At 73.9% G+C, this 25,606-nt stretch carries 25 protein-coding genes; 7 read left to right on the forward strand and 18 right to left on the reverse strand.

Features of this window, described 5'->3' with window-relative positions:
• Positions 1 to 10: 10 nt before the first annotated feature.
• The 3 genes from ACIGW2_RS03305 to ACIGW2_RS03315 all read right to left on the reverse strand — a co-directional run bounded on the left by ACIGW2_RS03305 (position 11) and on the right by ACIGW2_RS03315 (position 3,135).
• Positions 11 to 961: a sigma-70 family RNA polymerase sigma factor gene (locus tag ACIGW2_RS03305; protein WP_356076293.1), complete on the reverse strand. Its 951-nt coding sequence runs from the start codon at positions 959 to 961 to the stop codon at positions 11 to 13.
• 92 nt (positions 962 to 1,053) lie between these two features.
• The gene (locus ACIGW2_RS03310; RefSeq protein WP_399840940.1) at positions 1,054 to 1,692 is read right to left on the reverse strand and encodes a L,D-transpeptidase; all 639 of its coding nucleotides are present in this window, start codon (positions 1,690 to 1,692) and stop codon (positions 1,054 to 1,056) included.
• A gap of 162 nt (positions 1,693 to 1,854) precedes the next feature.
• Complete coding sequence (locus ACIGW2_RS03315; RefSeq protein ID WP_399840766.1) at positions 1,855 to 3,135, reverse strand: MFS transporter; 1,281 nt, start codon at positions 3,133 to 3,135, stop codon at positions 1,855 to 1,857.
• A 62-nt stretch (positions 3,136 to 3,197) separates the two neighbouring features.
• Between ACIGW2_RS03315 and ACIGW2_RS03320 the strand changes: the two genes are divergently transcribed.
• Entirely contained in the window at positions 3,198 to 4,151 is a 954-nt protein-coding gene (locus tag ACIGW2_RS03320; protein ID WP_391653077.1) for a LysR family transcriptional regulator, read from the forward strand.
• A gap of 385 nt (positions 4,152 to 4,536) precedes the next feature.
• Here ACIGW2_RS03320 and ACIGW2_RS03325 read toward each other — a convergent pair whose 3' ends face one another.
• Both ACIGW2_RS03325 and ACIGW2_RS03330 read right to left on the reverse strand, forming a co-directional pair.
• The gene (locus tag ACIGW2_RS03325) at positions 4,537 to 5,310 is read right to left on the reverse strand and encodes an alpha/beta hydrolase (RefSeq protein WP_399840769.1); all 774 of its coding nucleotides are present in this window, start codon (positions 5,308 to 5,310) and stop codon (positions 4,537 to 4,539) included.
• Between the two features lie 100 nt (positions 5,311 to 5,410).
• On the reverse strand, positions 5,411 to 6,196 hold the full coding sequence (locus ACIGW2_RS03330) for a GNAT family N-acetyltransferase (RefSeq protein ID WP_391653075.1): 786 nt from the start codon (positions 6,194 to 6,196) through the stop codon (positions 5,411 to 5,413).
• 106 nt (positions 6,197 to 6,302) lie between these two features.
• Between ACIGW2_RS03330 and ACIGW2_RS03335 the strand changes: the two genes are divergently transcribed.
• The gene (locus tag ACIGW2_RS03335) at positions 6,303 to 7,457 is read left to right on the forward strand and encodes an adenosine deaminase (RefSeq protein WP_399840771.1); all 1,155 of its coding nucleotides are present in this window, start codon (positions 6,303 to 6,305) and stop codon (positions 7,455 to 7,457) included.
• Positions 7,458 to 7,656: 199 nt separating this feature from the next.
• Positions 7,657 to 8,070 (forward strand): hypothetical protein, encoded by a 414-nt coding sequence (locus ACIGW2_RS03340; protein WP_399840773.1) that lies wholly within the window; start codon positions 7,657 to 7,659, stop codon positions 8,068 to 8,070.
• Between the two features lie 86 nt (positions 8,071 to 8,156).
• On the opposite strand, the gene ACIGW2_RS03345 is transcribed toward ACIGW2_RS03340, so the two are convergent.
• From ACIGW2_RS03345 to afsQ1, 5 genes are all read right to left on the reverse strand, one after another.
• Entirely contained in the window at positions 8,157 to 8,357 is a 201-nt protein-coding gene (locus tag ACIGW2_RS03345; protein WP_361575608.1) for a PspC domain-containing protein, read from the reverse strand.
• A gap of 101 nt (positions 8,358 to 8,458) precedes the next feature.
• Positions 8,459 to 8,983: a VanZ family protein gene (locus ACIGW2_RS03350; protein WP_361575611.1), complete on the reverse strand. Its 525-nt coding sequence runs from the start codon at positions 8,981 to 8,983 to the stop codon at positions 8,459 to 8,461.
• A 142-nt stretch (positions 8,984 to 9,125) separates the two neighbouring features.
• The gene (locus ACIGW2_RS03355; RefSeq protein WP_399840775.1) at positions 9,126 to 9,764 is read right to left on the reverse strand and encodes a hypothetical protein; all 639 of its coding nucleotides are present in this window, start codon (positions 9,762 to 9,764) and stop codon (positions 9,126 to 9,128) included.
• On the reverse strand, positions 9,761 to 11,257 hold the full coding sequence (locus ACIGW2_RS03360) for a HAMP domain-containing sensor histidine kinase (RefSeq protein ID WP_361575616.1): 1,497 nt from the start codon (positions 11,255 to 11,257) through the stop codon (positions 9,761 to 9,763). The genes ACIGW2_RS03355 and ACIGW2_RS03360 overlap by 4 nt, the downstream gene beginning before the upstream one ends.
• Entirely contained in the window at positions 11,254 to 11,931 is a 678-nt protein-coding gene (afsQ1, locus tag ACIGW2_RS03365; RefSeq protein WP_265869013.1) for a two-component system response regulator AfsQ1, read from the reverse strand. Before afsQ1 ends, ACIGW2_RS03360 begins: the two co-directional genes overlap by 4 nt.
• Before the next feature lie 168 nt (positions 11,932 to 12,099).
• Between afsQ1 and ACIGW2_RS03370 the strand changes: the two genes are divergently transcribed.
• Positions 12,100 to 12,819, forward strand: a complete 720-nt coding sequence (locus ACIGW2_RS03370) for a SigE family RNA polymerase sigma factor (protein WP_391653070.1) — start codon at positions 12,100 to 12,102, stop codon at positions 12,817 to 12,819.
• Between the two features lie 135 nt (positions 12,820 to 12,954).
• Here the strand turns inward: ACIGW2_RS03370 and ACIGW2_RS03375 are convergent, their stop codons facing one another.
• On the reverse strand, positions 12,955 to 13,650 hold the full coding sequence (locus tag ACIGW2_RS03375; protein ID WP_399840778.1) for a uridine kinase: 696 nt from the start codon (positions 13,648 to 13,650) through the stop codon (positions 12,955 to 12,957).
• Between the two features lie 56 nt (positions 13,651 to 13,706).
• Here ACIGW2_RS03375 and ACIGW2_RS03380 point away from each other — a divergent pair, with 56 nt between their 5' ends.
• Entirely contained in the window at positions 13,707 to 14,099 is a 393-nt protein-coding gene (locus ACIGW2_RS03380; RefSeq protein WP_356077051.1) for a hypothetical protein, read from the forward strand.
• Between the two features lie 75 nt (positions 14,100 to 14,174).
• Here ACIGW2_RS03380 and ACIGW2_RS03385 read toward each other — a convergent pair whose 3' ends face one another.
• The 3 genes from ACIGW2_RS03385 to deoC are packed head-to-tail and all read right to left on the reverse strand — an operon-like array spanning position 14,175 to position 17,459.
• Positions 14,175 to 15,065, reverse strand: coding sequence for an aldehyde dehydrogenase family protein (locus tag ACIGW2_RS03385; RefSeq protein WP_399840781.1), 891 nt, complete (start codon positions 15,063 to 15,065; stop codon positions 14,175 to 14,177).
• Positions 15,058 to 16,494, reverse strand: a complete 1,437-nt coding sequence (locus tag ACIGW2_RS03390; protein WP_361575628.1) for an aldehyde dehydrogenase family protein — start codon at positions 16,492 to 16,494, stop codon at positions 15,058 to 15,060. Before ACIGW2_RS03390 ends, ACIGW2_RS03385 begins: the two co-directional genes overlap by 8 nt.
• Before the next feature lie 5 nt (positions 16,495 to 16,499).
• Positions 16,500 to 17,459, reverse strand: a complete 960-nt coding sequence (gene deoC / locus ACIGW2_RS03395) for a deoxyribose-phosphate aldolase (RefSeq protein WP_361575631.1) — start codon at positions 17,457 to 17,459, stop codon at positions 16,500 to 16,502.
• Between the two features lie 215 nt (positions 17,460 to 17,674).
• Here deoC and ACIGW2_RS03400 point away from each other — a divergent pair, with 215 nt between their 5' ends.
• Positions 17,675 to 18,325 carry a PH domain-containing protein gene (locus ACIGW2_RS03400; protein ID WP_391653066.1) on the forward strand — a complete coding sequence of 217 codons (651 nt, stop codon included), beginning with the start codon at positions 17,675 to 17,677 and terminating at the stop codon, positions 18,323 to 18,325.
• Between the two features lie 19 nt (positions 18,326 to 18,344).
• Here ACIGW2_RS03400 and ACIGW2_RS03405 read toward each other — a convergent pair whose 3' ends face one another.
• From ACIGW2_RS03405 to ACIGW2_RS03420, 4 genes are all read right to left on the reverse strand, one after another.
• On the reverse strand, positions 18,345 to 19,562 hold the full coding sequence (locus tag ACIGW2_RS03405) for a hypothetical protein (protein WP_399840783.1): 1,218 nt from the start codon (positions 19,560 to 19,562) through the stop codon (positions 18,345 to 18,347).
• 216 nt (positions 19,563 to 19,778) lie between these two features.
• Complete coding sequence (locus tag ACIGW2_RS03410; RefSeq protein ID WP_399840785.1) at positions 19,779 to 21,431, reverse strand: phospho-sugar mutase; 1,653 nt, start codon at positions 21,429 to 21,431, stop codon at positions 19,779 to 19,781.
• An 846-nt stretch (positions 21,432 to 22,277) separates the two neighbouring features.
• Positions 22,278 to 23,081 carry a purine-nucleoside phosphorylase gene (locus ACIGW2_RS03415; protein ID WP_391653063.1) on the reverse strand — a complete coding sequence of 268 codons (804 nt, stop codon included), beginning with the start codon at positions 23,079 to 23,081 and terminating at the stop codon, positions 22,278 to 22,280.
• Between the two features lie 191 nt (positions 23,082 to 23,272).
• Positions 23,273 to 23,710, reverse strand: coding sequence for a gamma-glutamylcyclotransferase (locus ACIGW2_RS03420; protein ID WP_361575646.1), 438 nt, complete (start codon positions 23,708 to 23,710; stop codon positions 23,273 to 23,275).
• A 261-nt stretch (positions 23,711 to 23,971) separates the two neighbouring features.
• On the opposite strand from ACIGW2_RS03420, the gene ACIGW2_RS03425 reads away from it, so the two are divergent.
• Positions 23,972 to 25,411: an NAD(P)H-quinone dehydrogenase gene (locus ACIGW2_RS03425; RefSeq protein ID WP_391653062.1), complete on the forward strand. Its 1,440-nt coding sequence runs from the start codon at positions 23,972 to 23,974 to the stop codon at positions 25,409 to 25,411.
• The last annotated feature ends 195 nt before the right edge of the window (positions 25,412 to 25,606 follow it).

Genomic DNA, 25,606 nt, shown 5'->3' on the forward strand with positions numbered 1-25,606 from the left:
GCCGTGAAGCTCAGGCGGGCAGCCGCTCCGGCAGGTCGAAGAGGGGGAACCAGCGCTTGGTGTCCAGGAAGAAGTCCATCCCGCCGATCTTGCCGTCGTGCAGCTGGAGCACGATCAGCGCCCACGGCGCGAAGCCGCCCTCCGGGTCCGGGTGGTAGTGCGCGAAGGCCGGCTGGCCGTTCGCCACGGTCGGGACCAGCTTCGAGCCCCGGCACACCTCGCCGACGCCCAGCATCCAGCCCACGATGTCCTCGTGGCCGCGCAGCCACAGGTCGTACGGCGGCATGGACATCGTCGCGTCCTCGTGGAGCAGCGCGGTCAGCGCCTGCATGTCGTACCCCTCGAAGGCGGCGACGTAGCGCTCCAGGAGCGCCTTCTGCTCCTCGTCCAGCGGGTCCGCCGCGTCCGCCGCGGCGGGGGCGTGCTCGGCGATGGTGGCGCGGGCCCGCTGCAGCGCGCTGTTGACCGAGGCGACGGTCAGACCGAGCAGCTCGGCGACCTCGGCCGCCTTCCAGGCGAGCACCTCGCGCAGGATCAGCACCGCCCGCTGCTTGGGCGGCAGGTGCTGGAGCGCGGCGACGAAGGCCAGCCGCACCGTCTCGCGGGAGACCGCGGTCTCGGCCGGGTCCGCCACCGAGGGCAGCACCCGCCCGTCCGGCACCGGCTCCAGCCAGGTGATCTCCGGGCGCTCGTTGAGCCGGGCCTGGGCGACCGGCGTCGGGTCCGTCAGGTCCATCGGGCGGGCCCGCCGGTTGCCCGCGCTGAGCGAGTCCAGGCACACGTTGGTGGCGATCCGGTAGAGCCAGGACCGCAGCGAGGAACGGCCCTCGAAGGAGTCGAGCGAGCGCCAGGCGCGGACCATGGTGTCCTGCACCGCGTCCTCCGCCTCGAAGGCGGATCCGAGCATCCGGTAGCAGTAACCGGTCAGCTCCGTGCGGTACTTCTCCAGCTGGTCGCTCATGCGGTCCACCCCACTCGCCCCTCGTCGGCGCCCGTTCGACGCCGATGAGGGGAAGCTACCGCAGACCACCGACAGTCCACCGGCGAACGGCGTCACGTCCCGGGCTTGCGCCCGTACACGAACACGTCGTCACCGTTCCTGAGCAGGTTCCAGAACGCCTTGGCGTCGGCCGGCCGCATGTTGACGCAGCCGCCCGAACCGGGCGGGTTCCACATGGACTTGGTGGTCGAGTGGAAGGCCTGCCCTCCGTCGAAGAACTGCGAGTAGGGCATCGACACGTGGTAGAGCGTCGACCAGTGGTTGATGTTGCGCCAGTAGATCTTCTTGGCGCCGGTACGGGTCTCCGTGCCGTCCTTGCCGGTGCGCACCGGCACCGGTCCGTACTTCAGCCGGGCGCCGTCCTGGATCCAGCTGAGCTGGCGGGTCAGGTCGACGCAGGCGATCCGGCCCTTGTTCGTCGGGCACCGGCCGTCCCGGTTGGGATTGGTCCCGGCCGCCCGCTGCGCGAGCATCGTCGACATGGTGCGCCAGGTGATCACCCCGGCGTACCCGGCGGTCGGGGTGATCCCGTGCTTGGCCTGGAAGGCCTGGATCGCCCGGCAGTCGGCGAGCGACTGGCGCCCGTCGACCGTCCGGCCGAGGAACTTCTCCACCTGCTTCTGGTACGGCCCGGTCGTCGTGTTGCAGTACGACGCGGCCTGGGCCGGGGCGGCGCCGAGGGCCACCGTCATCGGCACCACCAGGGACGTGACCGCGAGCCCGATGCCGGCCCGTCTCCGCCCCGTGCTTCCCATCGCCTTCATGATCGTCAACTCCCCCTAGAGTCCTGTCACTTAGGACGAACGGGGGAGCCCGACGGTTGCGCCGCGCGCGGCGGCCCGGCCGCGGCGGCCTCAGGCCGTCGCGAGCCGCTCGCGCCGCTCGGCGACCCGGGCGCTGTGCGTCCCGTACAGCGTGATCGACACGACGCCGAGCACCGCCACCAGACCGATCACGACCGTGCCGCCCCAGCCACCCGCGTGGAAGGCGACCGCGCCGAGCGTGCCGCCCGCGCTGCTGCCCAGGTAGTACGCGGACTGGTAGAGCGCCGAGGCCTGCGCGCGGCCCGTCTTCGCGGTGCGGCTCACCGAGGACGAGGCGACCGCGTGGCCCGCGAAGAAGCCCGCCGTGATGAGCACCAGGCCCGCCAGCACGGCCGGCAGCGCGTCCGCCAGGGAGAGCAGCAGACCGGCCGCCGTGGTCGACACGGCGAGGTACAGCGCCCCGCGCCGGCCGAGCCGCCCGACCAGCCGGCCGGCGGCGGCCGAGGAGACCGTGCCGACCAGGTAGACCAGGAAGACCGAGCCGACCACGCCCTGCGGCAGCGAGAACGGCGCCTCGACCAGCCGGTAGCCGATCACCGTGTAGACCGCGCCGAACACCGTCATGAACAGCGCGCCGATCGCGTACAGGCGCACGAGCAGCGGGTCCGCGAGGTGCCCGCGCACCGTCCGGGCCAGCGCCTTCGGGTTCAGCGTCCCGGGCGTGAAGTGCCGGGCCCTCGGCAGCAGCGCCCGGAAGGCGAGCGCGCAGGCCGCGGCCATCAGGCCGACCGCCGCGAGGCCGGCCCGCCAGCCCCACAGCTGGGCCGCCCAGCCGGTGACGATCCGGCCGCTCATGCCGCCGATCGAGTTGCCCGCCACGAACAGGCCGATCGCGGCGACCAGCGCCTTCGGCCGGACCTCCTCGGCCAGGAAGGCCATCGCCGAGGCCGGGACGCCGGCCAGCGCGGCGCCCTGCACGGCGCGCAGCGCGACCAGCGTCTCCAGGTTCGGCGCCAGCGGCACCAGCAGACCGACCGCGACCGCGACGGCGAGGGAGGCCGTCATCATCGAGCGGCGGCCGAAGCGCTCGGACAGCGCGCTCAGCGGGAGCACGCACAGGGCCAGCGCGCCGGTCGCGGCGGAGACCGTCCAGGAGGCCGCCGACGCGGTGGCGCCGAAGGCGGCCGAGACCGCGGGGAGCAGCGCCTGCGTGGAGTAGAGGAGGGCGAAGGTGGCCACTCCGGCGGCGAAGAGCGCGAGGCTCATCCGGCGGTAGCCGGGCCGGCCGGGGGAGAGGCGGGAGTCGTCGGTGGCGAGGCGGGGGTCGGCGACCGCGTGGAGGGCGGCCGCCCCGGTACTGGCGGAAGGCATGCCTCGAACGTAGGCCGCCCGCTTTCATGCGTCCAATGCACGGAACTGCTGTAATCGTTCCCATGGCGCATGAGTACAGGTCACAGCCCCGGCTGTCACCGAACAGTAACGAAGAAGACATGGGACTGCTGCTGGCGCCCCGGCTCGCCTACTTCGCCGCCGTCGCCCGCCACGAGCACGTGACCCGGGCCGCGGCCGAGATGGGCGTGCCGCAGTCCACGCTCTCGCGGGCCGTGGTCCGGCTCGAAGAGGACCTCGGCGTCGCGCTGTTCGCCCGCCGCGGGCGCACCGTCTCGCTCACCCCGGCCGGCCGCCGCTTCCTCACCGCCGCCGAGCGCGCCCTCGCCGAGGTCGAGCGGGCCGCCGACACCGTACGGGCCGACGCCGACCCGACGGCCGGCCGGGTCGCCTTCGGCTTCCTGCACACCATGGGCTCCGAGACCGTGCCCGGTCTGCTGCGGGCCTTCCGGGTCGACCACCCCAGGGTCCGCTTCACCCTGGTGCAGAACTACGGCGAGGCGATGATCGAACGGCTCCGGGCCGGCGACCTCGACCTCTGCCTCACCTCGCCGGTGCCCGACGCCCCCGACCTGGTCGCCCGCCGCCTGGACGAACAGCGGCTGCGGCTCGTCGTCCCCGACGACCACCGGCTCGCCGGCCGCAAGCGCATCCGGCTCGCCGAGGCCGCCGACGAGACCTTCGTGACCCTGGAACCCGGCTACGGCCTGCGCCGCATCACCGACGACCTGTGCGCCCAGGCCGGGTTCACGCCCCGGGTCGCCTTCGAGGGCGAGGAGGCCGAGACCCTGCGCGGCCTGGTCGCCGCGGGCCTCGGCGTCGCCCTGCTGCCGCCGCCCGCGGTCGCCCGCCCGGGCGTCGTCGAACTCGGCGTGACCTCCCCCCGGGCCGTCCGGGAGATCGGCGTGGCCTGGCTCGACGGCCACCCGGACACCCCGCCGGTGGCCGCCTTCAAGAAGTTCCTGCTGAGCAAGCGGGGCAACCTGCTCCCGGAGTGACCGCCGACCCCCAGGGGCGTCCCGCCGATCGCGCCGGCCTCTCGGCGCCCGGTGCCGTGCCTCGCCGCGTTGTCGTCGGTCGCCGATGGCCCCTCTGGGCTTGGCCCGGGGGCCGACGTCGCGTCCGCCCCATCGGCCTGGCGGCCGGGGAGGTGCCCCCTCCGCCTTGCGATCCTTCCCCTGGGCCGTGGCGGGCCCGGGGAGACCCCAACCCTGGGCCGTGGCGGGCCCGGGGAGACCCCAACCCTGGGCCCTGGCGGGCCTGGGGCCCCGACCCTGGGCCGTGCGGGCCTGGGGAGACCCCAACCCTGGGCCCTGGCGGGCCCGGGGAGACCCCACGCACCGGACGCCGCGGCCTGCCCGAGCCTGATCCGCCGGACAGGCCCTAGCGCGACGAGCCGCCGAAGCCCGCCGCCAGCGGCATGCGCAGGCCCAGCGGCGGCGGGGCCGCCATCGCGTCGGCGAGCGGGCGGCTCTGCGGGCGGGCGAACAGCGTCGACAGGACGAAGTCGGCGGCCAGCGCCCGTACTTCGTCCTGGTACTGGCGCAGCGCGTGCCCGTCCGTGTGCACCTCGAAGCGGCAGGTGTCGCGGTTGGACTTCTTGGCGCGCTCCGCGTAGCGGTACGACAGCTCCGGATCGGTCCGGGCGTCGTTCGTGCCGTGCACCACCAGCACCCGCCGCCCCACCAACTGGCGTACGGGCTCGGGCTCGGCCGCCCGGTCGTCCTCCGGCAGCCAGGGGGCGATCGCCAGGACCGCCGCCACCGCCGGGTGGCCGCCCGCGTGCAGGGCCGCCCGCGCGCCCATCCCGAGGCCCGCCAGACAGACCGGCACGTCGCCGTAGCGCCGCACCGCCTCCGCGACCGCCCACCGGGCGTCCGCCGCGAGCTGCGCGTCCGCGCCGTTCCAGCCGCGGCCGCGGTAGCGCACCACGTGCGCCACCAGGCCGTCCGCCCGCCCCGCCCGGGCGAGCCGCCGCGCCAGCGGCAGCGCCGCCGCGTGCGCCCTTACCGAGGCCCGCCGCCCGGACACGGTCTCCCCGTCCGGCAGCAGCAGCACCACCCCGCCCGCCTCGGTCACCGCTGCCGTCGCCGCGACGGGCCGACCCAGCCGGGGTGTCCGGTCGGCGGCCGGTCCCACAAGTGCGTTGTGCGCCATGGCAGAACAGTCTCAGAAGCCGAGGTGTACGCCAGTGGTACGCGCGGTCTCTGTTACGTATCGTCCGCTGAGCGAACACCCGCCGCGCGCCCGGCCGTTGCTACGCCCGTTCGAAGCAGTGCACTTCGCCCACCGCCACGAAACCGCGCCGCGCGTACCAGTGGCGCGGCCAGTCGTCGGCGAGGGCGGTCAGGAAGGTCGTGGTGGCGCCGGCGGTCGCCGCCAGGCGCAGGGCGGTGTCCAGGACGACCCCGGCGTGCCCCTGCCCGAGGTACGGCTCGGCCGTGACCAGGTCCTCGATCTGGGCCACCCCGGTCGCCGGGTCGACATAGAGGTCGGCCCAGGAGGCGACCTCGCCGAACTCGTCGTGCGAGGCCAGGAACCGCACGTCGGCCGCGCCCCGCAGGCGGGCCGCCCGCCGGTCCACCAGGGTCGCGACGACCTCGTCCGAGGCGTCCGGCAGGAAGCGCCGCCAGCTCTCGGCCACCGGGCCGCGCAGCGCCGGCAGGTCCACCTCGCGCGCCCCGCCGCGCTCTGGGACCGGTCCGGTGTGGCGCATCAGCAGCACGACGGCGCGGGTGTAGCCGGCCTCCCGCAGCGGACCGGCGCAGGCCCGGCCGACGGCCGCGTCCGGCACGTACACCGTGCGGTGGGGGAGATGGGCCAGGAGCTCGTCGACCACGCCGGGCAGCGCCGCCGGGTCGGGCGTGCCGTCCACCAGCACGTGGTTGTTGCCGTGGGACAGTGCGTAGGCGTCGTCGAGCGCGGCGAACCCGCCCGGGAAGTCCACCGTCCGCTCGGCCTGCCGCCGGGTGAACGCGGACAGGAAGCCGCGGATCCGCAGGAGTTCGGCGTCGGTGGCGGACGCGTCCGCTGGAAGGGTCATACGCGCAGGCTAGGCGGGCCCGCCCGCCGCCCGCACCGGAAATTCCCGGGGGCCGATCCGGCGCCGAAGGGGCGCGCTCTACGCGCGTAGGGGCTAGAGTGCGGCAATGACGAGCCAGATCCCCAGCACCCCCTCCGCGGACCAGATCCGCCGCGCCCCGAAGGTCCTGCTGCACGACCACCTCGACGGCGGGCTGCGCCCCGGCACGATCATCGAACTCGCCCGTGAGCAGGGCTACGACAGCCTTCCGGAGACCGAGCCCGACAAGCTCGGCATCTGGTTCCGGGAGGCCGCCGACTCCGGCTCCCTGGAGCGCTATCTGGAGACGTTCGCGCACACCTGCGCCGTCATGCAGACCCGCGAGGCCCTCGTCCGGGTCGCCGCCGAGTGCGCCGTCGACCTCGCCGAGGACGGCGTCGTCTACGCCGAGGTGCGCTACGCCCCCGAGCAGCACCTGGAGGGCGGCCTCAGCCTCGAAGAGGTCGTCGAGGCGGTCAACGAGGGCTTCCGTGAGGGCGAGCGGCAGGCCAGGGCGAACGGCCACCGGATCCGGGTCGGCGCGCTGCTCACCGCGATGCGGCACGCCGCCCGCGCCCTGGAGATCGCCGAACTCGCCAACCGCTACCGCGACTCCGGCGTGGTCGGCTTCGACATCGCGGGCGCCGAGGCCGGCTTCCCGCCCACCCGCCACCTCGACGCCTTCGAGTACCTGAAGCGGGAGAACAACCACTTCACCATCCACGCCGGCGAGGCCTTCGGCCTGCCGTCGATCTGGCAGGCCCTCCAGTGGTGCGGCGCCGACCGGCTCGGCCACGGCGTGCGGATCATCGACGACATCGAGGTCGCCGACGACGGCTCGGTCTCGCTGGGCCGGCTCGCCGCCTACGTCCGCGACAAGCGCATCCCGCTGGAGATGTGCCCCACCTCCAACCTGCAGACCGGCGCCGCCGCCTCCTACCGCGAGCACCCCATCGGCCTGCTGCGCAAGCTGCACTTCCGCGCCACCGTCAACACCGACAACCGTCTGATGAGCGGCACCAGCATGAGCCGGGAATTCGAATTCCTGGTCGAGGCATTCGGCTACACGCTCGACGACATGCAGTGGTTCACGGTCAATGCGATGAAATCAGCGTTCATTCCTTTCGATGAACGGCTCGCGATGATCAACGACGTCATCAAGCCCGGATATGCCGAGCTGAAGTCCGAATGGCTGTTCCAGCAGACCGCCACCACCAGCGAGTCTTCCGAGAAGAAGGCCTGATCGGCCCCTTCGGGAAACAGGACGGGGCGGCCGGGCGCACCACGCCCGGCCGCCTTTCGGTGTTTGCGGACCGGGCGCTCGCTGGCTAGTTTGCGTAGCCACTCTGCATTCCCGAGACTCCCCCTGCTCATGCGTGCTCCCGGCGCTTTCCCCCGTCGCGCCGGTACCGCCTCCGAGATTCCCTGAGGAAGATTTTCTGATGAAGCAGTCTGCCGCCAAGACGCTCGGTGTCGCCGCCCTCGGTGCCGCCTTCGCCGCCGTCGCCGCCGGTACGGCCTCCGCCGCCCCCGCCGCGCCCGCCGGCCTGGACGCACTCGGCCTGGTGACCAGCACCGTGCCGCTCGGCGACGACGTCACGACCCTCCCGGCCGGCGCGGGCGAGGCCCTGACCGGCGGCGAGACCGCCCTCGGCACCGGTGTCGAGCAGGGCGCCGCCACCCTCCCGGGCGCCGTCGAGCAGGCCCAGAACCTCCCCGGCGAGGTCCAGAAGCAGGCCGCCGACCTCCCGCTCCAGGGCGCCCAGTCCGGCCTCGCCGCCACCCCGCTGGGTGCCGCCACCGGCCTGCTCGGCGGCCTCCCCGTCGGCGGCCTCGGCGCCGGCCTGCCGCTGTAAGCGGCCCCGCGCACCCATGCCGAAGGGGCGCCCGTCCGTGATGGACGGGCGCCCCTTCGGCGTGCGGTACGAGCCTCGGCCCGGCCCTACCAGGCCGTGCTCGCGGTCTTCTCGCCCGGCAGCAGCACCCACAGCGCCAGGTAGAGCAGGAACTGCGGGCCGGGCAGCAGGCAGGAGGCGAGGAAGATCACGCGCATCGTCGTCGCCGAGATGCCGAAGCGCCGGGCCAGGGCCGCGCACACTCCGCCGAGCATGCGACCTTCGCGGGGGCGGACAACAGCGGCCATGGTGGGCTCCTTCTCTCCGGGTGCTTCCGGGTCTCGGTCGTTCCGATCGGGCCTTCCCGATGACTCCATCCTGCCGCCGCACCCCCGGACAAAGCGTCCCTCTACGGGGCGATCCCGACCCTGGGAATCGTCGGGGTCGGCCCCTGAGAAACCACCCTGGACGTCCTCCCCGAGGAGGACCCGCCTGGCCGGGACGCCCGCCCGCCGCGCGCCCCGCGCCGCAGCCGGGCCCGCGCCGCCGGCACGCACAACAGGTGCGCGAGCGCCACGCCCGCCGTGTTCAGGAGCACGGAGTCCACGTCCACTACCTGCCCGGGCACCGCCGTCTGCAACAGCTCGACCGCCAGCGACACCAGCGCACCGGCCGCCGTCGTCCGGGTCAGCGAGGCCCACGGGGAGACCGTGAGCCGCCCGTCCGCCATCGGCAGCAGCACCCCGAGCGGGGCCAGGAGCAGCAGCCCGCCGGCGATCCGCCGGGCCGCCTCGGCCGGACCGAGCGCCAGATCGCCGCGGATCCCGGCCAGCGGCGTCAGGTTCGGCGCCGTCACCCAGGCCACGTCGCGCGGGCGGAGCGTCACCCAGGCGACGAGCAGCAGATGCGCGAGGAGAAGCAGGAACCCCGCCACGCGTACGACCACGGCGACACTGCCGCCGGAACTGCCCGAACCGCCCGAACCTTGACGCTGCACGCCCCCCAAGACGCGCACCCCGGCGGAATCGGTTCCGCCGCGCCCGCCCGGGTGACGCAGCCGACAGCCGCGCCGCGCCTCAGGACGCCGAGGCCCCGTCCGCCGCCGGCGCCGAGGGCACCGCCGACTCCGGACGCTCCTTCAGCTCGCCCGTACAGCTGTAACGGCGCGGCTGGTACGGCCCCGGGCCGCCCAGGACCACCGAGTCGCCGCCCGAACCGCCGGGCGCCGACTCGCCGGCCGCGCTCTCCGCGAAGGTGCACACGATCTGCGCGAGCGCCGTCGGCGGCAGGTCCTCCGGCTGCCGGCTCAGCCGCAGCGTGCCCGCCGGATCGCCCTTGCGGCCCGCGCCCACCGTCAGCGGCCCCTTCACGGCCGTGCCGAACCCGGCCCGCCGCTCCTCCTCCGAGGGCTCGCCCGCGAGCAGCGCGAGCAGCGCCGAAGCGGTCCGCACCGGATCGCCCGCCGCCTTCTCCTCGGGCAGCGGCGAACGCCGCTCGACCGGCTCCAACTGCGCCCCGCACAGCAGGTACACGCGCAGCGGCAGCCCGCCCTGCCCCGCGGTCCCGGAGAACGCGCCCGGCACGCTGCACGGCACCCGCGAGGGCGCCGCCCCCGCGTCGACCGGCACCGAGGTGGTCCGGATGCCACAGCCCGCGAGCAGCACGGCGCCCAGGACCAGCAGCCCCGCGCCCCGGCCCGTACCCCGACGTCTCAACTCTCCTCCACCTCGCCCCGCGGAAGCCGCAGCACGAACACCGCGCCGTCCACCTTCCCGTCCGCGTCCGTGGAGTTGGCGGCCGTGATCGAACCGCCGTGGATCAGCGCGTTCTCCATGGCGATGGACAGGCCGAGACCGCTGCCGTCCGAACGCGGCCGGGAGGCGCTCGCCTTGTAGAAGCGGTCGAAGACGTGCGGCAGCACCTCCACCGGGATGCCCGGTCCGTGGTCCCGCACCGAGATCACCAGCTCCTCGCCGGCCTCGGCGGCCTCCGTCCGCACCGACACCCGCACCGGCGAACCGCCGTGCTTCAGCGCGTTGCCGATCAGATTGGCCAGGATCACGTCGAGGCGGCGCGGATCGAGCCGGGCCACGATCCCGCGCTCGGCGTCCAGGTCGACCGCGTCCAGCCAGGCCCGGGCGTCGATGCAGGCGGTGATCTGGTCGGCGATGTCCACGTCGTCCAGGACCAGCCGCGCGGTGCCCGCGTCGAAGCGGGTCACCTCCATCAGGTTCTCCACCAGGTCGTTGAGCCGCCGGGTCTCGCTCACCACCAGGGCGACCGCCGGCGCGATCATCGGGTCGAGGTCGTCCTGCTCGTCCTCCAGGACCTCGGTGACGGCGGTCAGCGCGGTCAGCGGGGTGCGCAGCTCGTGCGACATGTCGGCGACGAAGCGGCGGCTCGCCTCCTCCCGCGCGCTCATGTCCGCGACCTGCTTCTGCAGCGACTCGGCCGCGCTGTTGAACGTACGGGAGAGATCCGCCAGTTCGTCGGCGCCGGAGACCCGCAGCCGGGTGTCGAGCTTGCCCTCGCCGAGCTGCCGGGCCGCCTCGCCGAGCCGGTGCACCGGGCGCAGCACGGTGGTCGCCGCGACCTGCGCCAGCAGCACCGAGCCGATCACCGCGAGACCGGTGGCGATGCCCAGCGACCAGGCCAGCGAGTTCAGGTCGGCCTTCTCCGCGGCCAGCGACTTGAACATGTAGCCGGTCGGACCACCGCCGTCGATCTTCGTCCCGCCCACCAGGTACGGCGTCGAGCCGCGCCGGGTGCGCTGCCACACCAGGTGGTAGCGGTACGGGTTGGCGTCCGTCACCGGACGCTCGGTCGACACGGCGGTGCGCAGCGAGGCCGGCACGTCCGCGAGCGTGAAGCGGTCCGGGTCGGAGGCGCCGACGATCGGCTTGCCCGCCGCCCGCTCGCCGATCAGCAGCACGCTGTAGCCGGCGCTGCCCGCCGCCATCTGCTCGGCGGTGCGCCGCAGCTCCTCCTGCGTGGGCCGCAGCGGCAGCGTCGCCGCCCGGTTCTGCATCTCCTGCCGGAAGTCGTTCAGGGCCGCGTCCTGGGTGCGCTTGAGCACGGCCTCGCGGTTGAGCCAGTACGCGATGCCCGAGGCCGAGACGGCCGCGGTGAGCGCGACCAGGGCGAAGACGACGACGAGACGGAGCCGCAGGCTCGTGAAGCGGAGCGCCGAGATGATTCCCTTGCTCACGCAGGGACGTCCAGCCGGTAGCCCACGCCCCGTACGGTGCGGATCAGGGTCGGCGAGGACGGCACGTCCTCCACCTTGGCGCGCAGCCGCTGCACACAGGCGTCCACCAGCCGCGAGTCGCCCAGGTAGTCGTGCTCCCACACCAGCCGCAGCAGCTGCTGGCGCGACAGCGCCTGGCCGGGCCGCCGGCTCAGTTCCAGGAGCAGCCGCAGCTCGGTCGGCGTGAGCTGCAGGTCCTCCCCGTTCTTCGTCACCGTCATCGCGGAGCGGTCGATCACCAGCGAACCGAAGGTCGCCGAGTCGGTGGCCTCCCGCTCGCCGCGCCGCAGCACCGCGCGGATCCGGGCGTCGAGCACCCGGCCCTGCACGGGCTTGACCACGTAGTCGTCCGCGCCCGACTCCAGGCCCACGACCACGTCGATGTCGTCGCTGCGGGCGGTCAGCAGGATGATCGGCAACTGGTCCGTGCGCCGGATCCGGCGGCACACCTCGAAACCGTCGATGCCGGGCAGCATCACGTCCAGCACGACCAGGTCCGGCCGCTGTTCCTTCAGCAGCTTCAGGCCGTCCTCGCCCGTCGCCGCGGTGGCCACACGGTGGCCCTGGCGTGACAGGGAGAGTTCGAGGGCCGTGCGGATGGCGTCGTCGTCCTCGATCAGCAACAGGAAAGGCACGGCCTCATTCTGTCCCATGCGCCGTCCGAGATCGACCGTCCAGTCACGTCCCCGTACCGCCCCGCCCTGTGACACGCCTGTGACAGTCGGCGGACACCGCCATGAAGTGGGCCGGGCAAGCTTTTCGACATCAAGGACCTACGGATTCCGACCGACGGGGGGCGCGAGATGAACGCACTGCACAGCACCACCTCCAGCGCAGTTGTCACGCGTCTCCACGACGTCACGCGGAACACCGAGAAGTCCGGCGTCACGGGAGGACGGGGGTGCTCCCGGACCGTCGGGCGTCAGTACAAGGCGCCGTACATGGTCGCCGTGACTGACGGGGCAGCGGCGTACGGGGAGGCCACGGGGGAGCGTTCCTGTTCGGAGGCCGAGTTCACGGCCTACGTCCAGGAGCGCCGGGCCTCCCTGTACGCCACCGCCTACCACCTGACCGGTGACCGCTTCGAGGCCGAGGACCTGCTCCAGAGCGCGCTGTTCTCCACGTACCGCGCCTGGGACCGGATCAGCGACAAGGCCGCGGTCGGCGGCTACCTGCGCCGCACGATGACCAACCTGCACATCAGTGCCTGGCGCCGGCGCAAGCTCAACGAGTACCCGACCGAGGAGCTCCCGGAGACGGTGGGCGAGACGGACGCGATGCGCGGCACCGAGCTGCGCGCCGTCCTGTGGCAGGCCCTGGCCCGGCTGCCCGAGCTGCAGCGCACGATGCTGGTGCTGCGCTACTACGAGGGCCGGACCGATCCGGAGATCGCGGAGATCCTGGACATCAGTGTCGGCACGGTGAAGTCGAGCATCTGGCGCTCGCTGCGGCGACTGCGCGAGGACGAGGTGCTGAGCTTCGGCCGTGACGAGGAGGAGTCCTTCGGCGAGCTCGTCGCCTGAGGGCACACGGGGGAAAACGGGGGAACACGGGGGAACACCACGGGGGACCGTACGGGGGTACGGGGGAACAGGCGCGGTTCGGACAAGCGGGGGTCTTGTCCGAACCGCGCCTTCCGTGTGTGCGGCCCCGCGCCGTCAGCGGGCGACCGGCGTCCGGTGGCGGCCCGCGGCCGCGGCGGCGAGCCGGCCCAGTGCCTCGTCCTTCGCGCACGGGTGGGCGCCGAGCGCGGTCTGGCGGGCCACGATCGAACGCTCCGCGCGCATCAGGCGCCAGCCGCGGCGCAGCAGGAAGGGCACCGACTTGCGGCCCTCCCGCAGGTCCCGGAGCAGCCGGCGGCGGAAGGTCGTCGAGGGCCGGCCGCGCAGGCACAGCGCGTCGGCGAGCACGCCGAGCTCGCGGCAGCGCTCCACGATCTCGGCGGCGAAGATGCCCTCCGCCACGAACAGCGGCACCCGCTCGATGTCGAGGACCTCGTGGTCCACCCGCGAGCTGGTCGCGATGTCGTAGACGGGCACGTCGGTCCGTCCGGTGCGGCACAGCCGCACGATCGCGGCGACGGCCGCGTCCGCGTCCCAGGAGAGCGGGGAGTCCCAGTCGATGTCGGAGCTCTCCCCGACCAGTGGCAGGGAGGGGTCGTCGCCCTCCTTGTAGAAGTCGTCGAGGCGCAGGACCGGCAGGCCGGTGCGGGCGGCGAGGGACGACTTGCCGGAGCCGGAGGGGCCCGCGAGCAGGACGACCCGGGTCGGGATCGGTTGGGAACTCACGGGACACCAGTGTGAACCATTCCCCCCAACAGGGGACCCCTGAGGTGACCCGTTGGTATCGAGCATCACACCTCCACTACTGTCGGTGCCCGCCCGACCACCCTCCGGAAGGATCTTCACCCATGGCGAGTCACGCCGCTCCCCGCACCTCCCGCCGCAGCGCCCTGGTGAAGGCCGGGCTCACCGTCACGGCGGCCGGCGCCGCCCTGTTCGGCGCGGGCGCCGCGGCCCAGGCCGCCGAGGGGGTCGGCGTGCCGCTCCCGCTCGACACCCTGACCCAGACCGACGGCCAGGCCGCCCTGGAGGGCGTCGGCCAGGGCGTGAAGCCGCTGACCGAGCTCCAGCTCGACCCGCTGGCCAACACCGGCGTGGACCCGCTGGACAACGGCCTCGGCACCCAGGTCGCCGACTTCAAGCCGGTCGGCACGAACATGGCGACGGACCTGGTCACCAAGGGCGGCGCGCTCGCGGACCTGCCGGTGGCGGGCCCGCTGGCGACGGGGCTGCTGCCGTAGCGGTCGTCGTTGTCGTACGCGTACGAGGGCCCCGACCGCGCGGACGGTCGGGGCCCTGTGCCGTGTCCGCGCCGGCTAGTACGCGGAGCCGCTCGCGCCCAGCGAACCCGTCGGGTGCCAGACGGTCTTGGTCTCCAGGAAGGCCGTCATGCGGTCCGTGCCGGGGGAGGCGGCGAAGTCCTCGGCGCGCGGGCGCAGCACGCGCTTGAGGTTGTCCGCCGCGGCGATCTCCAGCTCGCGGGCCAGGTCGGCGTCCGCGCCGGTCAGGTCGATCGCGTTGACGTCGAGGTGGGCCGCGAGGTGCGGGCCCATCTCGGCGGCTTTGCCGGACAGGATGTTGACCACGCCGCCGGGCAGGTCGGAGGTGGCCAGCACCTCGCCGAGGGAGAGGGCCGGGAGCGGCGCCTTCTCGCTGGCGACGACCACGGCGGTGTTGCCGGTCGCGATGACCGGGGCGATCACCGACACCAGGCCCAGGAACGAGGACTCCTGGGGCGCGAGGACGGTGACGACGCCGGTCGGCTCCGGGGTGGACAGGTTGAAGTACGGGCCCGCCACCGGGTTGGCGCCGCCGACCACCTGCGCGATCTTGTCGGTCCAGCCCGCGTACCAGACCCAGCGGTCGATCGCGGCGTCGACGACCGCGGCGGCCTTCGACTTGCCCAGGCCCTCCGCCTCGGCGACCTCGCGCACGAACTGCTCGCGGCGGCCCTCCAGCATCTCGGCGACGCGGTAGAGGATCTGGCCGCGGTTGTACGCGGTGGCGCCCGCCCAGCCGCCGAAGGCCTTGCGGGCCGCCACCACGGCGTCACGCGCGTCCTTGCGGGACGCCAGCGGGGCGTTCGCCAGCCACTTGCCCTTCGTGTCGGTCACCTCGTACACCCGGCCGCTCTCGGAACGCGGGAACTTCCCGCCCACGTACAGCTTGTAGGTCTTGAAGACACTGAGGCGCGTCGCATCAGACATCGAGGTAGGCCTCCAGACCGTGACGGCCGCCCTCGCGGCCGAAGCCCGACTCCTTGTAGCCGCCGAACGGCGAGGTCGGGTCGAACTTGTTGAACGTGTTGGCCCACACGACGCCCGCGCGGAGCTTGTTGGCGACCGCGAGGATGCGGGAGCCCTTCTCCGTCCAGATGCCCGCCGACAGGCCGTACTGGCTGTTGTTGGCCTTGGCGACGGCCTCGTCCGGGGTGCGGAAGGTCAGCACGGACAGCACCGGGCCGAAGATCTCGTCGCGGGCGACGGTGTGCGCCTGGGTGACGTTGGTGAAGAGCGTCGGGGCGAACCAGTAGCCGGAGCTGGGGATCTCGCAGGCGGCGGACCAGCGCTCGGCGCCCTCCGCCTCGCCCTGCTCGACGAGCGCGGTGATCCGGGCCAGCTGCTCCTCGGAGTTGATGGCGCCGATGTCGGTGTTCTTGTCGAGCGGGTCGCCCAGGCGCAGCGTCGACAGGCGGCGCTTGAGCGAGTCGAGCAGCTCGTCGTGGACCGACTCCTGGACCAGCAGGCGCGAACCCGCGCAGCAGACCTGGCCCTGGTTGAAGAAGATGCCGTTGACGATGCCCTCGACGGCCTGGTCGATCGGGGCGTCGTCGAAGACGATGTTGGCGCCCTTGCCGCCCAGCTCCAGGGTGAGCTTCTTGTCCGTGCCCGCGACGGACTTCGCGATGGCGCGGCCCACGGCGGTCGAGCCGGTGAAGGCCACCTTGTTCACGTCCGGGTGCTCGACGAGCGCGGCGCCCGCGTCCCCGTACCCCGGGAGGATGTTGACGACGCCCTTGGGCAGCCCGGCCTGGCGGCAGATGTCCGCGAAGAACAGGGCGGAGAGCGGGGTGGTCTCGGCGGGCTTGAGGACCACGGTGTTGCCGGTGGCGAGCGCCGGGGCGATCTTCCAGGCCAGCATCAGCAGCGGGAAGTTCCACGGGATGACCTGGCCGGCCACGCCGAGCGGGCGCGGGTTCGCGCCGTAGCCGGCGTGGTCGAGCTTGTCGGCCCAGCCCGCGTAGTAGAAGAAGTGCGCGGCGACCAGCGGGAGGTCCGCGTCGCGGGTCTCCTTGATCGGCTTGCCGTTGTCCAGGGTCTCCAGGACGGCCAGCTCGCGGCTGCGCTCCTGGATGATCCGGGCGATCCGGAAGAGGTACTTGGCGCGCTCGGCGCCGGGCAGCGCCGACCACTTCTCGAAGGCCCTGCGGGCCGCCTTCACCGCGCGGTCCACGTCCTCGGTGCCCGCGCGGGCGACCTCGGAGAGCACCTCCTCGGTGGAGGGGGAGACGGTCTTGAAGACCTTGCCGTCGGCCGCGTCGGTGAACTCGCCGTCGATGAAGAGGCCGTAGTTCGGCGCGATGTCGACGACGGACCGGGACTCGGGCGCCGGTGCGTACTCGAATGCAGATGCCATGGTGATCAGTCCACCGTCACGTAGTCGGGGCCGGAGTAGTGGCCGGTCGCCAGCTTCTGACGCTGCATGAGCAGGTCGTTGAGCAGGCTGGAGGCGCCGAAGCGGAACCAGTGGTTGTCCAGCCAGTCCGGTCCGGCGGTCTCGTTGACCAGGACCAGGAACTTGATCGCTTCCTTGGTGTTGCGGATGCCACCGGCCGGCTTCACGCCGATCTGGACGCCGGTCTGGGCGCGGAAGTCGCGCACGGCCTCCAGCATGAGGAGCGTGTTGGCGGGGGTGGCGTTGACCGCGACCTTGCCGGTCGAGGTCTTGATGAAGTCCGCGCCGGCCATCATGCCGAGCCAGGAGGCGCGGCGGATGTTGTCGTACGTGGACAGCTCGCCGGTCTCGAAGATCACCTTGAGTCGGGCGCGGTCGCCGCACTCGGCCTTGATGGCGGCGATCTGCTCGTAGACCTCCAGGTAGCGGCCGGCGAGGAAGGCGCCACGGTCGATGACCATGTCGATCTCGTCGGCGCCGGCGGCGATGGCGTCGGCGGTGTCGGCCAGCTTCACGGGGAGCGCGGCACGGCCGGCGGGGAAGGCCGTGGCGACCGAGGCGACCTTGACGTCGGTGCCGGCGAGGGCGGCCTTGGCGGTGGCCACCATGTCCGGGTAGACGCAGACGGCGGCGGTCGTCGGGGTCGTGCGGTCGGTCGGATCGGGGTTGACGGCCTTGGCGGCGAGCGCCCGGACCTTGCCCGGGGTGTCCGCGCCTTCGAGCGTCGTCAGGTCGATCATCGAGATGGCCAGGTCGATGGCGTAGGCCTTGGCCGTGGTCTTGATCGAACGGGTGCCGAGGGACGCGGCGCGCGCCTCCAGGCCGACGGCGTCGACGCCGGGCAGCCCGTGGAGGAAGCGACGCAGCGTGCTCTCGGACGCGGTCACGTCGGCGAAAGCATGTGCTGCAGGTGCAGTGGTGGGCATGGTCACCAGTCGAGCATATCTACGCGCGTAGCGGCGTGTACAGGGCCCTGCTCGTCCGAGCGTGCGAAAGCGCGGGCGGGCGTGGGGGAATGGGGTGGCGCGTGAGTCCTGTCACAGCGGTACGGAGCCCCCGTGCCGCGGCCGGGGGCGGCGACATCGGCGTACGCGCCGACCTCGTCACGGCCCGGGCCTGAGGGCTGAGGCAGAATCGGGCCATGACCTCCGCCGAGCCGCCCGCGCCGCAGCCCTCCGAGCCGTCCGAGCCCGTCAAGGACCGGGTCTTCCGGTCGCCCCTCGGGATCGCGGGCGGGGTGTTCCTGCTCGTGCTCGCCGTGGTGCTCGGCGGGGACACGATCCTGCGCGGGGACGGGCGTGCGCCCTGGCTGGCGCTGGCCGCGCTCCTGCTGGTGATTCCGCTGATCGTCGCCTTCACCGTGCGGCCCGCCGTGTTCGCCGGGCCCGAGCGGCTGCGGATCCGCAACCCCTTCCGGACCATCACGCTGCCCTGGGGCTCCGTCGCCGACGTCCGGGCCAGCTACTCCAGCGAGGTGTTCACCCAGGAGGGCCGCAAGTACCAGCTGTGGGCCGTCCCCGTCTCGCTGCGCCAGCGCAAGCGCGCCGCCCGCCAGGCCGCCCGCGCCTCCCAGGACGACCCGCACGGGCGCACCTCGGTGACCGCCGACGTCCGGGACAAGGCCCGGGTCGCCCCCGCCGACCAGTCGGTGGCCGACCTGCGCGAGATGGCCGAGCGCCGCGGCACCCTCCCGGAGGCGCAGGGCGCCCCGCAGGTCCGCTGGGCCTACGAGGTCATCGCCCCGGCCGCGGCCGGCCTGGTGCTCCTCGTGGTCCTGGCCGCCACGGGCTGACCCGCACCGCCGCCGGGCCTCACGGCGGCCCGTACCAGACCAACAGCATGTAGGCCCCCAGCCAGGCCGAGGACAGCGCGGCCCCGCCCAGGACGACGGCGGCGGCCGGGATACGGGCGCGGGCGAGCGCCGTCGCCAGGGGGAGGAGCAGCGGGAAGGCCGGCAGCAGGAAGCGGGCGCGCGGGAAGTAGACCCCGCCACTGCCGAGCACCACCAGGAGCAGGACGCCCGTGAACACCAGCAGCGGCAGCGGCTGCCGGTCGGCCAGGCACAGCAGGTAGAGCGCGGCCGCCACCAGGAGCACCACGGACACCACCGCCAGGAAGAACTGCGGGTGCGCCGAGTAGAGCAGGTACTGGCGCAGCCGGTCCCGGGTGACCGCGCCGCCGTCCCACACGTTGCCCCACACCCGCTGCACCGCGAAGTAGCCGTCCCAGCGCCCCAGCCGGAGCCCCACCCAGCCCACGTACCCGAGCCAGCCCAGCGGCGCGACCACCGCCGCGAGCAGCGGCGCCCGGCCCTGCCGGCGGGCGGCGAGCAGGCCCGCCGCCGCGACGGCCGCCGCCACCGCGACCCCGGTCGGGCGGGTCAGCCCGGCGCCGACCGCCAGGCCCGCCGCCCACGCCCAGCGCCCGCTCAGCACCCCGTACAGCGCCCACGCGGCCAGCGCCGTGAACAGCGACTCCGTGTAGCCCATCCACTGCACCAGCGCGACCGGCGTCGCGCCCCACAGCACCGCCAGAACCGTCCCGGCCCGCCGCCCGCGCAGCCGGTCGCCGACCGCGAACACGCCCCACGCCGCGGCGAACGAGCACAGCACCGCGAGCACCAGGCCCGCCGAGGCCGCCGAGCCCGGCGTGACCGCCGCGACGGCCCGCACCAGGGCCGGGTACAGCGGGAAGAAGGCCAGGCTGCGCGGCGGATCGGTGGGCCGGTCGTGGAACTCGTGGGCGTAGCCGTGGTCCGCGATCGCCAGGTACCAGCGCGAGTCCCACGAGGTCGCGAGCGCCGGCCAGACCCCGTGCCCCTTCAGGTGCGCCCAGTGCGCGAGCACGAGCAGCCCGAGCAGCCGCACCACGAGATAGCCGAGCAGCGCCGGGGCCGCGTGCCGCAGCGCCGCCCGCCACCGGGGGCCGCCCGAAGCCGGTCCGGGCTCCCCCGGCGGCGCCGCGGGGAGCGGCACGCGGCGCAGGCGGGCGGTGCGGCGACGGGTCAGCTGCGAGGGCACGGGGGACACGTGGGCCACCCTGCCCCGACGGGCCGGAACCGCCCCGCACGTCGGGCTCGCCGCCGGACCCGAATCACCCGGACGGGCGAGCGGGCGGAGGCCGGCGGGGAGGGGCGTGCGCGGGCACGGGCGTACGGGACGTCCGGGTGCACGTGCCCGTGCCCGGACAAGGCGGGGGCCCGTACGGAGAGTTCCGTACGGGCCCCGAACGGCTCCGGTCCCGGCTCAGAGGCCGGCGGCCTCCGCCAGGTCCTTCTTGATCGCGCCGAGCACCGTGGTCGCCGTCGCGCGCGCCGCGGCGAGGCCGCTCGCGTCGGCGACCGGCACCACGACCTCCAGGTAGCACTTGAGCTTGGGCTCGGTGCCGGACGGGCGGACGATCACCCGGGCCTTGTAGTCGCCCTCCAGGTGGTAGCGCAGGCCGTCGGTCGGCGGCAGCGACTCCGTGCCCTTGGTCAGGTCCTCGGCCGAGACGACCGTCAGACCCGCCAGCTTCACCGGGGGCTTCTCGCGCAGCGCCGCCATCGCGCGGGCGATGATGCCGAGGTCCTCCACGCGCACCGACAGCTGGTCCGTGGCGTGCAGGCCGTGCGCCACCGCCAGGTCGTCGAGCAGGTCGGTCAGGGTGCGGTCGCGCTCCTTGAGTTCCGAGGCCAGCTCGGCGACGAGCAGCGCCGCCGTGATGCCGTCCTTGTCGCGGACGCCCTCCGGGTCGACGCAGTAGCCGAGCGCCTCCTCGTAGCCGTACCGCAGACCGTCCACCCGGGCGATCCACTTGAAGCCGGTCAGCGTCTCCTCGTAGCCGACGCCGGCGGCCTCGGCGATCCGGCCGAGGAGCGAGGACGACACGATCGACTCGGCGAACACGCCGGTGGCGCCCTTGTGCACCAGGTGCGCGGCGAGCAGCGCGCCCACCTCGTCGCCGCGGAGCATCCGCCAGCCGCCCTCGACGGAGGGGTCCGGCACGGCCACCGCGCAGCGGTCGGCGTCCGGGTCGTTGGCGATGACGATGTCGGGGTCCACGGCCCGGGCCGCCTCGAAGGCGAGGTCCATGGCGCCCGGCTCCTCCGGGTTCGGGAACGCGACGGTCGGGAACGCCGGGTCCGGGTCGGCCTGTTCGGCGACCAGCGCCGGCGGCGGGAAGCCGTGGCGGGCGAAGGCGGCCGTCAGGACGTCCTTGCCGACGCCGTGCATGGCCGTGTAGACGGTCCGCACGGTGCGCGGGGAACCGGGGGTGAGGACGGCGTCCGTACGGGCCAGATAGGCCTCCAGGACCTCGTCGCCGAGCACCTCCCAGCCCTCGGACGGGCGGGGCACGTCGTTCAGCGAGCGCACCGCGTCGATCTCGGCGGCGATCTCCGCGTCCGCGGGCGGCACGATCTGCGAGCCGTCGCCCAGGTAGACCTTGTAGCCGTTGTCGCGCGGCGGGTTGTGGCTCGCCGTCACCTCGACGCCGGCGACGGCGCCCAGGTGCCTTATGGCGTACGCGAGGACGGGCGTCGGCAGCGGGCGCGGCAGCAGCGCGGCGCGCAGTCCGGCGCCGGTCATCACGGCGGCGGTGTCGCGCGCGAAGTCGACCGACTTGTAGCGGGCGTCGTAGCCGATGACCACGAGTCCGCCGGTGTGGCCCTTGGCCTTGAGGTACGCGGCGAGGCCGGCGGCGGCGCGGATCACCACGGAGCGGTTCATCCGCATGGGCCCGGCGCCGATCTCGCCGCGCAGGCCGGCGGTGCCGAACTGCAGGGTGCCGCTGAAGCGGGCGGCGAGCTCGTCGGTGTCCTTGCGGTCGAGGAGCGCGGCGAGTTCGTCGCGGGTCTCCTGGTCGGGGTCCTCGGCGAGCCACGCCTGGGCCCGGGCGAGGAGGTCGTCCTGCGTCACGGTGGTGTGCCTTTCGGGAGGTACGGGCGGAAGGATGCGGGGCCCTGCGCCGGGCGGGCACGGGGCGGGGGCGGTGCGGGGGCGGGGCGGTGGGGTCGGGTGCGGGTCGGGTTCCGGTCGCGGGGGCCGGCGTGCGGGTCGGCGGGTGTGCCGCTGCGCGGAGCCTTTCCCCACCCCGCCCCTTCCCGTAACCGGTGGCTCCGCCCCCGGACCCCCGAGCGGCGAGCCCGGCAGGGGGGGGCAGCCCGCCCGCGGGGCGGAACGTTTCGGCCCGGCGGGGCCGGTGGACCCGGTGGGCCCGGGTGGACCCGGTGGACCCGGTGGGCCCGGGTGGACCCGGTCGGTTCGGCGGCCGGTTGGCAACGGCGGTTTGTGGGCCTGCCCGGCCCGGCCGCCGGTGGCGCGTAGCGGTCCGGTGGCCGGTTGCCCGGCAGCCCCCGGGCGGCGTGGCCCCGGCCGGCCGGACCGCCGGTCGTCAGACCGGTGCGGCGTGCCGCACCCGGCCCGGCGGCCGGTGCCCGGTTGGCAGCGGCGGTTTGTGGGCCTGCCCGGCCCGGAGGCCGGTGGCCCGTAGCGGTCCGGTGGCCGGTTGCCCGGCAGCGCCGGGGCCGCGTGGCCCGGGCCGGCCGGACCGCCGGTCGTCAGACCGGTGCGGCGTCCGCACCCGGCCCGGCGGCCGGTGGTCCGAGGCGGTCCGGTGGCGCCGGAAGCGCCACGCGTCCTGTCGGACCCCGGCGGCGCCGGAAGCGCCAGGAGCGGTCCGTAGCGCCAGGGGCTTCAGGGGGAGCAGGGGCTCCACGAGTTCCACGAGCCCTGTCGGACCCCGGCGCCCCCGGCGGCGCACCCTCAGATGCGGTCCAGCACCCGCGTCAGGAGTTCGCCCATGCGGGCGGCCGAGTCGCGGCCCGCCTGGAGGACCTCCTCGTGGTTCAGGGGCTCGCCCGAGAGGCCCGCCGCCAGGTTGGTGACCAGGGAGATGCCGAGGACCTCGGCGCCGGCCTCGCGGGCCGCGATGGCCTCCAGGACGGTGGACATGCCGACCAGGTCGCCGCCCAGCACGCGGACCATGTTGATCTCGGCCGGGGTCTCGTAGTGCGGGCCGGGGAACTGGACGTACACGCCCTCCTCCAGCGTCTCGTCGACCTCCTTGCACAGCGCGCGCAGCCGCGGCGAGTACAGGTCGGTGAGGTCCACGAAGTTCGCGCCGACGATCGGGGAGGCGGCCGTCAGGTTGATGTGGTCGCTGATGAGGACCGGCTGGCCGGGGCGCATGCCCTCGCGCAGACCGCCGCAGCCGTTGGTGAGGACGACCGTCTTGACGCCGGCGGCGACGGCGGTGCGCACGCCGTGGGCGACGGCGGCGACGCCGCGGCCCTCGTAGTAGTGGGTGCGGCCGAGGAAGACCAGGGCGCGCTTCTCGCCGATCTTGTACGAGCGGATCTTGCCGCCGTGGCCCTCGACGGCCGGCGGCGGGAAGCCGGGCAGCTCGGTGACCGGGAACTCGGCCTCGGGGGCGCCCAGCGCGTCCACGGCGGGGGCCCAGCCGGAGCCCATGACCAGGGCGACGTCGTGCGTCTCGACGCCGGTCAGCTCGCGCAGGCGCGCGGCGGCGGCCTCGGCGGCCTCGTACGGGGTGGCAGTAGCGTTCACTGACTCTCTCGCCTCGGGGAGGGGGGTCCGAGGAGGAGCCCCGGACGGATTTGATACGCGCAGAAGCCTAGCCCGAGAAACCCTACGCGCGTAGATGACGGCGCACACGGACCTGTGATCGTTGTCTTGTCGTTTCCGACGAAGAGATCCCGGAGCCCGCGGCCCGGGGGCGCGGAGCCCGGCGCTCCGCCTCAGCAGGGGCGCTTGCGCAGCTCCATCACGTAGTCGTGCGGGGCGCCCGCCGACTCCGCCGCGTCCGCGACCTCGCCCAGGTATCGGGCGGAGGGCAGCCCGCCCTCGTAGGCGTTGAGCACGTACACCCAGGCCGCTTCCTCGCCGTCCAGGGTGTGCACCCGCACCCGCATCCGCCGGTAGATGTCGAGGCCGACGCCCTCCCAGCGGTCCATCGACTCCTCGTCCATGGGCGCGATGTCGTACAGCGCCACGAAGACCTGGGAGCCCGGGTCCTCCACGAGGGTGGCGAGGGCGCCCTCCCAGCCCATCTGCTCGCCGCCGAAGGTCAGCCGCCAGCCGTTCAGCCAGCCGGTGCCGCGCAGCGGCGAGTGCGGGGCGCGGCGGGTCATCAGCCGCGCGTCGAGGTTGCCGGCGTACGCGGCGTAGAGCGACATGGGGTCGAGGGTACGGGAGCGCGCGGGGTGGATGGCGACGCCCCGGGTGACCCCGGGTGACGCAGTGACGGCGGCCGTGCGGCGGCCGTGCGGCAACCCTGCGGCGGCCGTACGGAGGGCTCGGCGGGCCCCGCCGCGTGGCTTCCCGGCGCGTGCGGGACAATGGGGTACGCACTTGAAGCGTGCGGGACAATGGCGTACGCACTGCAGCCCAGCGGGGGGGACTCCCCGGCAGAACGAGAGCGCGAGGCGTAGATCCCAGTGACCCGGATCGTGATCATCGGCGGTGGACCCGGCGGCTACGAGGCGGCCCTGGTGGGCGCCCAGCTCGGCGCGGAGGTGACCGTCGTCGACTGCGACGGCCTCGGCGGCGCGTCCGTCCTGACCGACTGTGTTCCCTCCAAGACCCTGATCGCCACCGCGGAGGTGATGACCACCTTCGACTCCTCCTACGAGGAGCTGGGCATCATCGTCGCGGACGACACCCCGCACATCGAGCAGGCCGCCCGGGTGGTCGGCGTCGACCTGGGCAAGGTCAACCGCCGGGTGAAGCGCCTCGCGCTCGCCCAGTCGCACGACATCACCGCCTCCGTCACCCGGGCCGGCGCCCGCGTGCTGCGCGGCCGCGGCCGGCTCGACGGCCGGCAGGCGATGGACGGCTCCCGCCAGGTGGTCGTCACCGCCGCCGACGGCAGCGAGGAGACGCTCACCGCGGACGCCGTCCTCATCGCCACCGGCGGGCACCCGCGCGAGCTGCCGGACGCCAAGCCGGACGGCGAGCGGATCCTCAACTGGACCCAGGTCTACGACCTCAAGGAGCTCCCGGAGGAGCTCATCGTGGTCGGTTCCGGCGTCACCGGCGCCGAGTTCGCCGGCGCCTACCAGGCGCTCGGCTCCCGGGTCACCCTGGTCTCCTCCCGCGACCGCGTGCTGCCGGGCGAGGACCCGGACGCCGCCGCGGTCCTGGAGGACGTCTTCCGCCGCCGCGGCATGAACGTGATGGCCCGCTCCCGCGCCGAGTCCGCCAAGCGGGTGGGCGACCGGGTCGAGGTCACCCTCTCCGACGGCCGGGTCATCTCCGGCACCCACTGCCTGATGGCCGTCGGCGCCATCCCCAACACGGCGGGCATGGGCCTGGAGGAGGCCGGCGTCCGACTGAAGGAATCCGGCCACATCTGGACCGACAAGGTCTCCCGCACCTCGGCCCCCGGCGTCTACGCGGCGGGTGACGTCACCGGCGTCTTCGCGCTCGCCTCGGTGGCCGCCATGCAGGGCCGCATCGCGATGTACCACTTCCTCGGCGACGCGGTGGCCCCGCTCAACCTGAAGACGGTCTCCTCCAACGTCTTCACCGACCCCGAGATCGCCACCGTCGGCTACACGCAGGCCGACGTGGACGCCGGCAAGATCGACGCCCGGGTCGTCAAGCTGCCGCTGCTTCGCAACCCGCGCGCCAAGATGCAGGGCATCCGGGACGGCTTCGTCAAGATCTTCTGCCGTCCGGGCACCGGCATCGTGGTCGGCGGCTGTGTCGTCGCGCCGCGCGCGAGCGAGCTGATCCACCCCATCTCGATCGCGGTCGACAACAATCTGACGGTCGAACAGATCGCAAATGCTTTCACCGTGTACCCCTCCCTGTCGGGCTCGATCGCGGAAGTGGCACGGCAGTTGCACACCCGAAAGACCGCGGGCGAGGCGTAGCACCGGCAGGACCGCCCGCGGGACGGGGCCTCCGGCCTGCGGGAACGGTTCGCCGACTCGGACAACCCCCGGCAAGGCGGGGCATAGCCGCGAGCCGGGGCGCGATGTCGACGGGGTCCCCCATATCACGTGGGGACCCCGTCTGTGTGCATCTTCTGCAATTCGGCCCAAAGTGCTGTGGGTCACGTTACTGTC

This window comes from Streptomyces sp. NPDC053541, from assembly GCF_044544705.1.
Taxonomy (GTDB): Bacteria; Actinomycetota; Actinomycetes; order Streptomycetales; family Streptomycetaceae; genus Streptomyces.

What these genes read in the sequence shown, in the direction of transcription:
- ACIGW2_RS03305 (WP_356076293.1), bottom strand. Translation starts at nt 961, where the DNA reads ATGAGCGACCAGCTGGAGAAGTACCGCACGGAGCTGACCGGTTACTGC.
- ACIGW2_RS03310 (WP_399840940.1), bottom strand. Translation starts at nt 1,692, where the DNA reads ATGACGGTGGCCCTCGGCGCCGCCCCGGCCCAGGCCGCGTCGTACTGC.
- ACIGW2_RS03315 (WP_399840766.1), bottom strand. Translation starts at nt 3,135, where the DNA reads ATGCCTTCCGCCAGTACCGGGGCGGCCGCCCTCCACGCGGTCGCCGAC.
- ACIGW2_RS03320 (WP_391653077.1), top strand. Translation starts at nt 3,198, where the DNA reads ATGGCGCATGAGTACAGGTCACAGCCCCGGCTGTCACCGAACAGTAAC.
- ACIGW2_RS03325 (WP_399840769.1), bottom strand. Translation starts at nt 5,310, where the DNA reads ATGGCGCACAACGCACTTGTGGGACCGGCCGCCGACCGGACACCCCGG.
- ACIGW2_RS03330 (WP_391653075.1), bottom strand. Translation starts at nt 6,196, where the DNA reads ATGACCCTTCCAGCGGACGCGTCCGCCACCGACGCCGAACTCCTGCGG.
- ACIGW2_RS03335 (WP_399840771.1), top strand. Translation starts at nt 6,303, where the DNA reads ATGACGAGCCAGATCCCCAGCACCCCCTCCGCGGACCAGATCCGCCGC.
- ACIGW2_RS03340 (WP_399840773.1), top strand. Translation starts at nt 7,657, where the DNA reads ATGAAGCAGTCTGCCGCCAAGACGCTCGGTGTCGCCGCCCTCGGTGCC.
- ACIGW2_RS03345 (WP_361575608.1), bottom strand. Translation starts at nt 8,357, where the DNA reads ATGGCCGCTGTTGTCCGCCCCCGCGAAGGTCGCATGCTCGGCGGAGTG.
- ACIGW2_RS03370 (WP_391653070.1), top strand. Translation starts at nt 12,100, where the DNA reads ATGAACGCACTGCACAGCACCACCTCCAGCGCAGTTGTCACGCGTCTC.
- ACIGW2_RS03375 (WP_399840778.1), bottom strand. Translation starts at nt 13,650, where the DNA reads ATGCTCGATACCAACGGGTCACCTCAGGGGTCCCCTGTTGGGGGGAAT.
- ACIGW2_RS03380 (WP_356077051.1), top strand. Translation starts at nt 13,707, where the DNA reads ATGGCGAGTCACGCCGCTCCCCGCACCTCCCGCCGCAGCGCCCTGGTG.
- ACIGW2_RS03385 (WP_399840781.1), bottom strand. Translation starts at nt 15,065, where the DNA reads ATGTCTGATGCGACGCGCCTCAGTGTCTTCAAGACCTACAAGCTGTAC.
- ACIGW2_RS03390 (WP_361575628.1), bottom strand. Translation starts at nt 16,494, where the DNA reads ATGGCATCTGCATTCGAGTACGCACCGGCGCCCGAGTCCCGGTCCGTC.
- deoC (WP_361575631.1), bottom strand. Translation starts at nt 17,459, where the DNA reads ATGCCCACCACTGCACCTGCAGCACATGCTTTCGCCGACGTGACCGCG.
- ACIGW2_RS03400 (WP_391653066.1), top strand. Translation starts at nt 17,675, where the DNA reads ATGACCTCCGCCGAGCCGCCCGCGCCGCAGCCCTCCGAGCCGTCCGAG.
- ACIGW2_RS03420 (WP_361575646.1), bottom strand. Translation starts at nt 23,710, where the DNA reads ATGTCGCTCTACGCCGCGTACGCCGGCAACCTCGACGCGCGGCTGATG.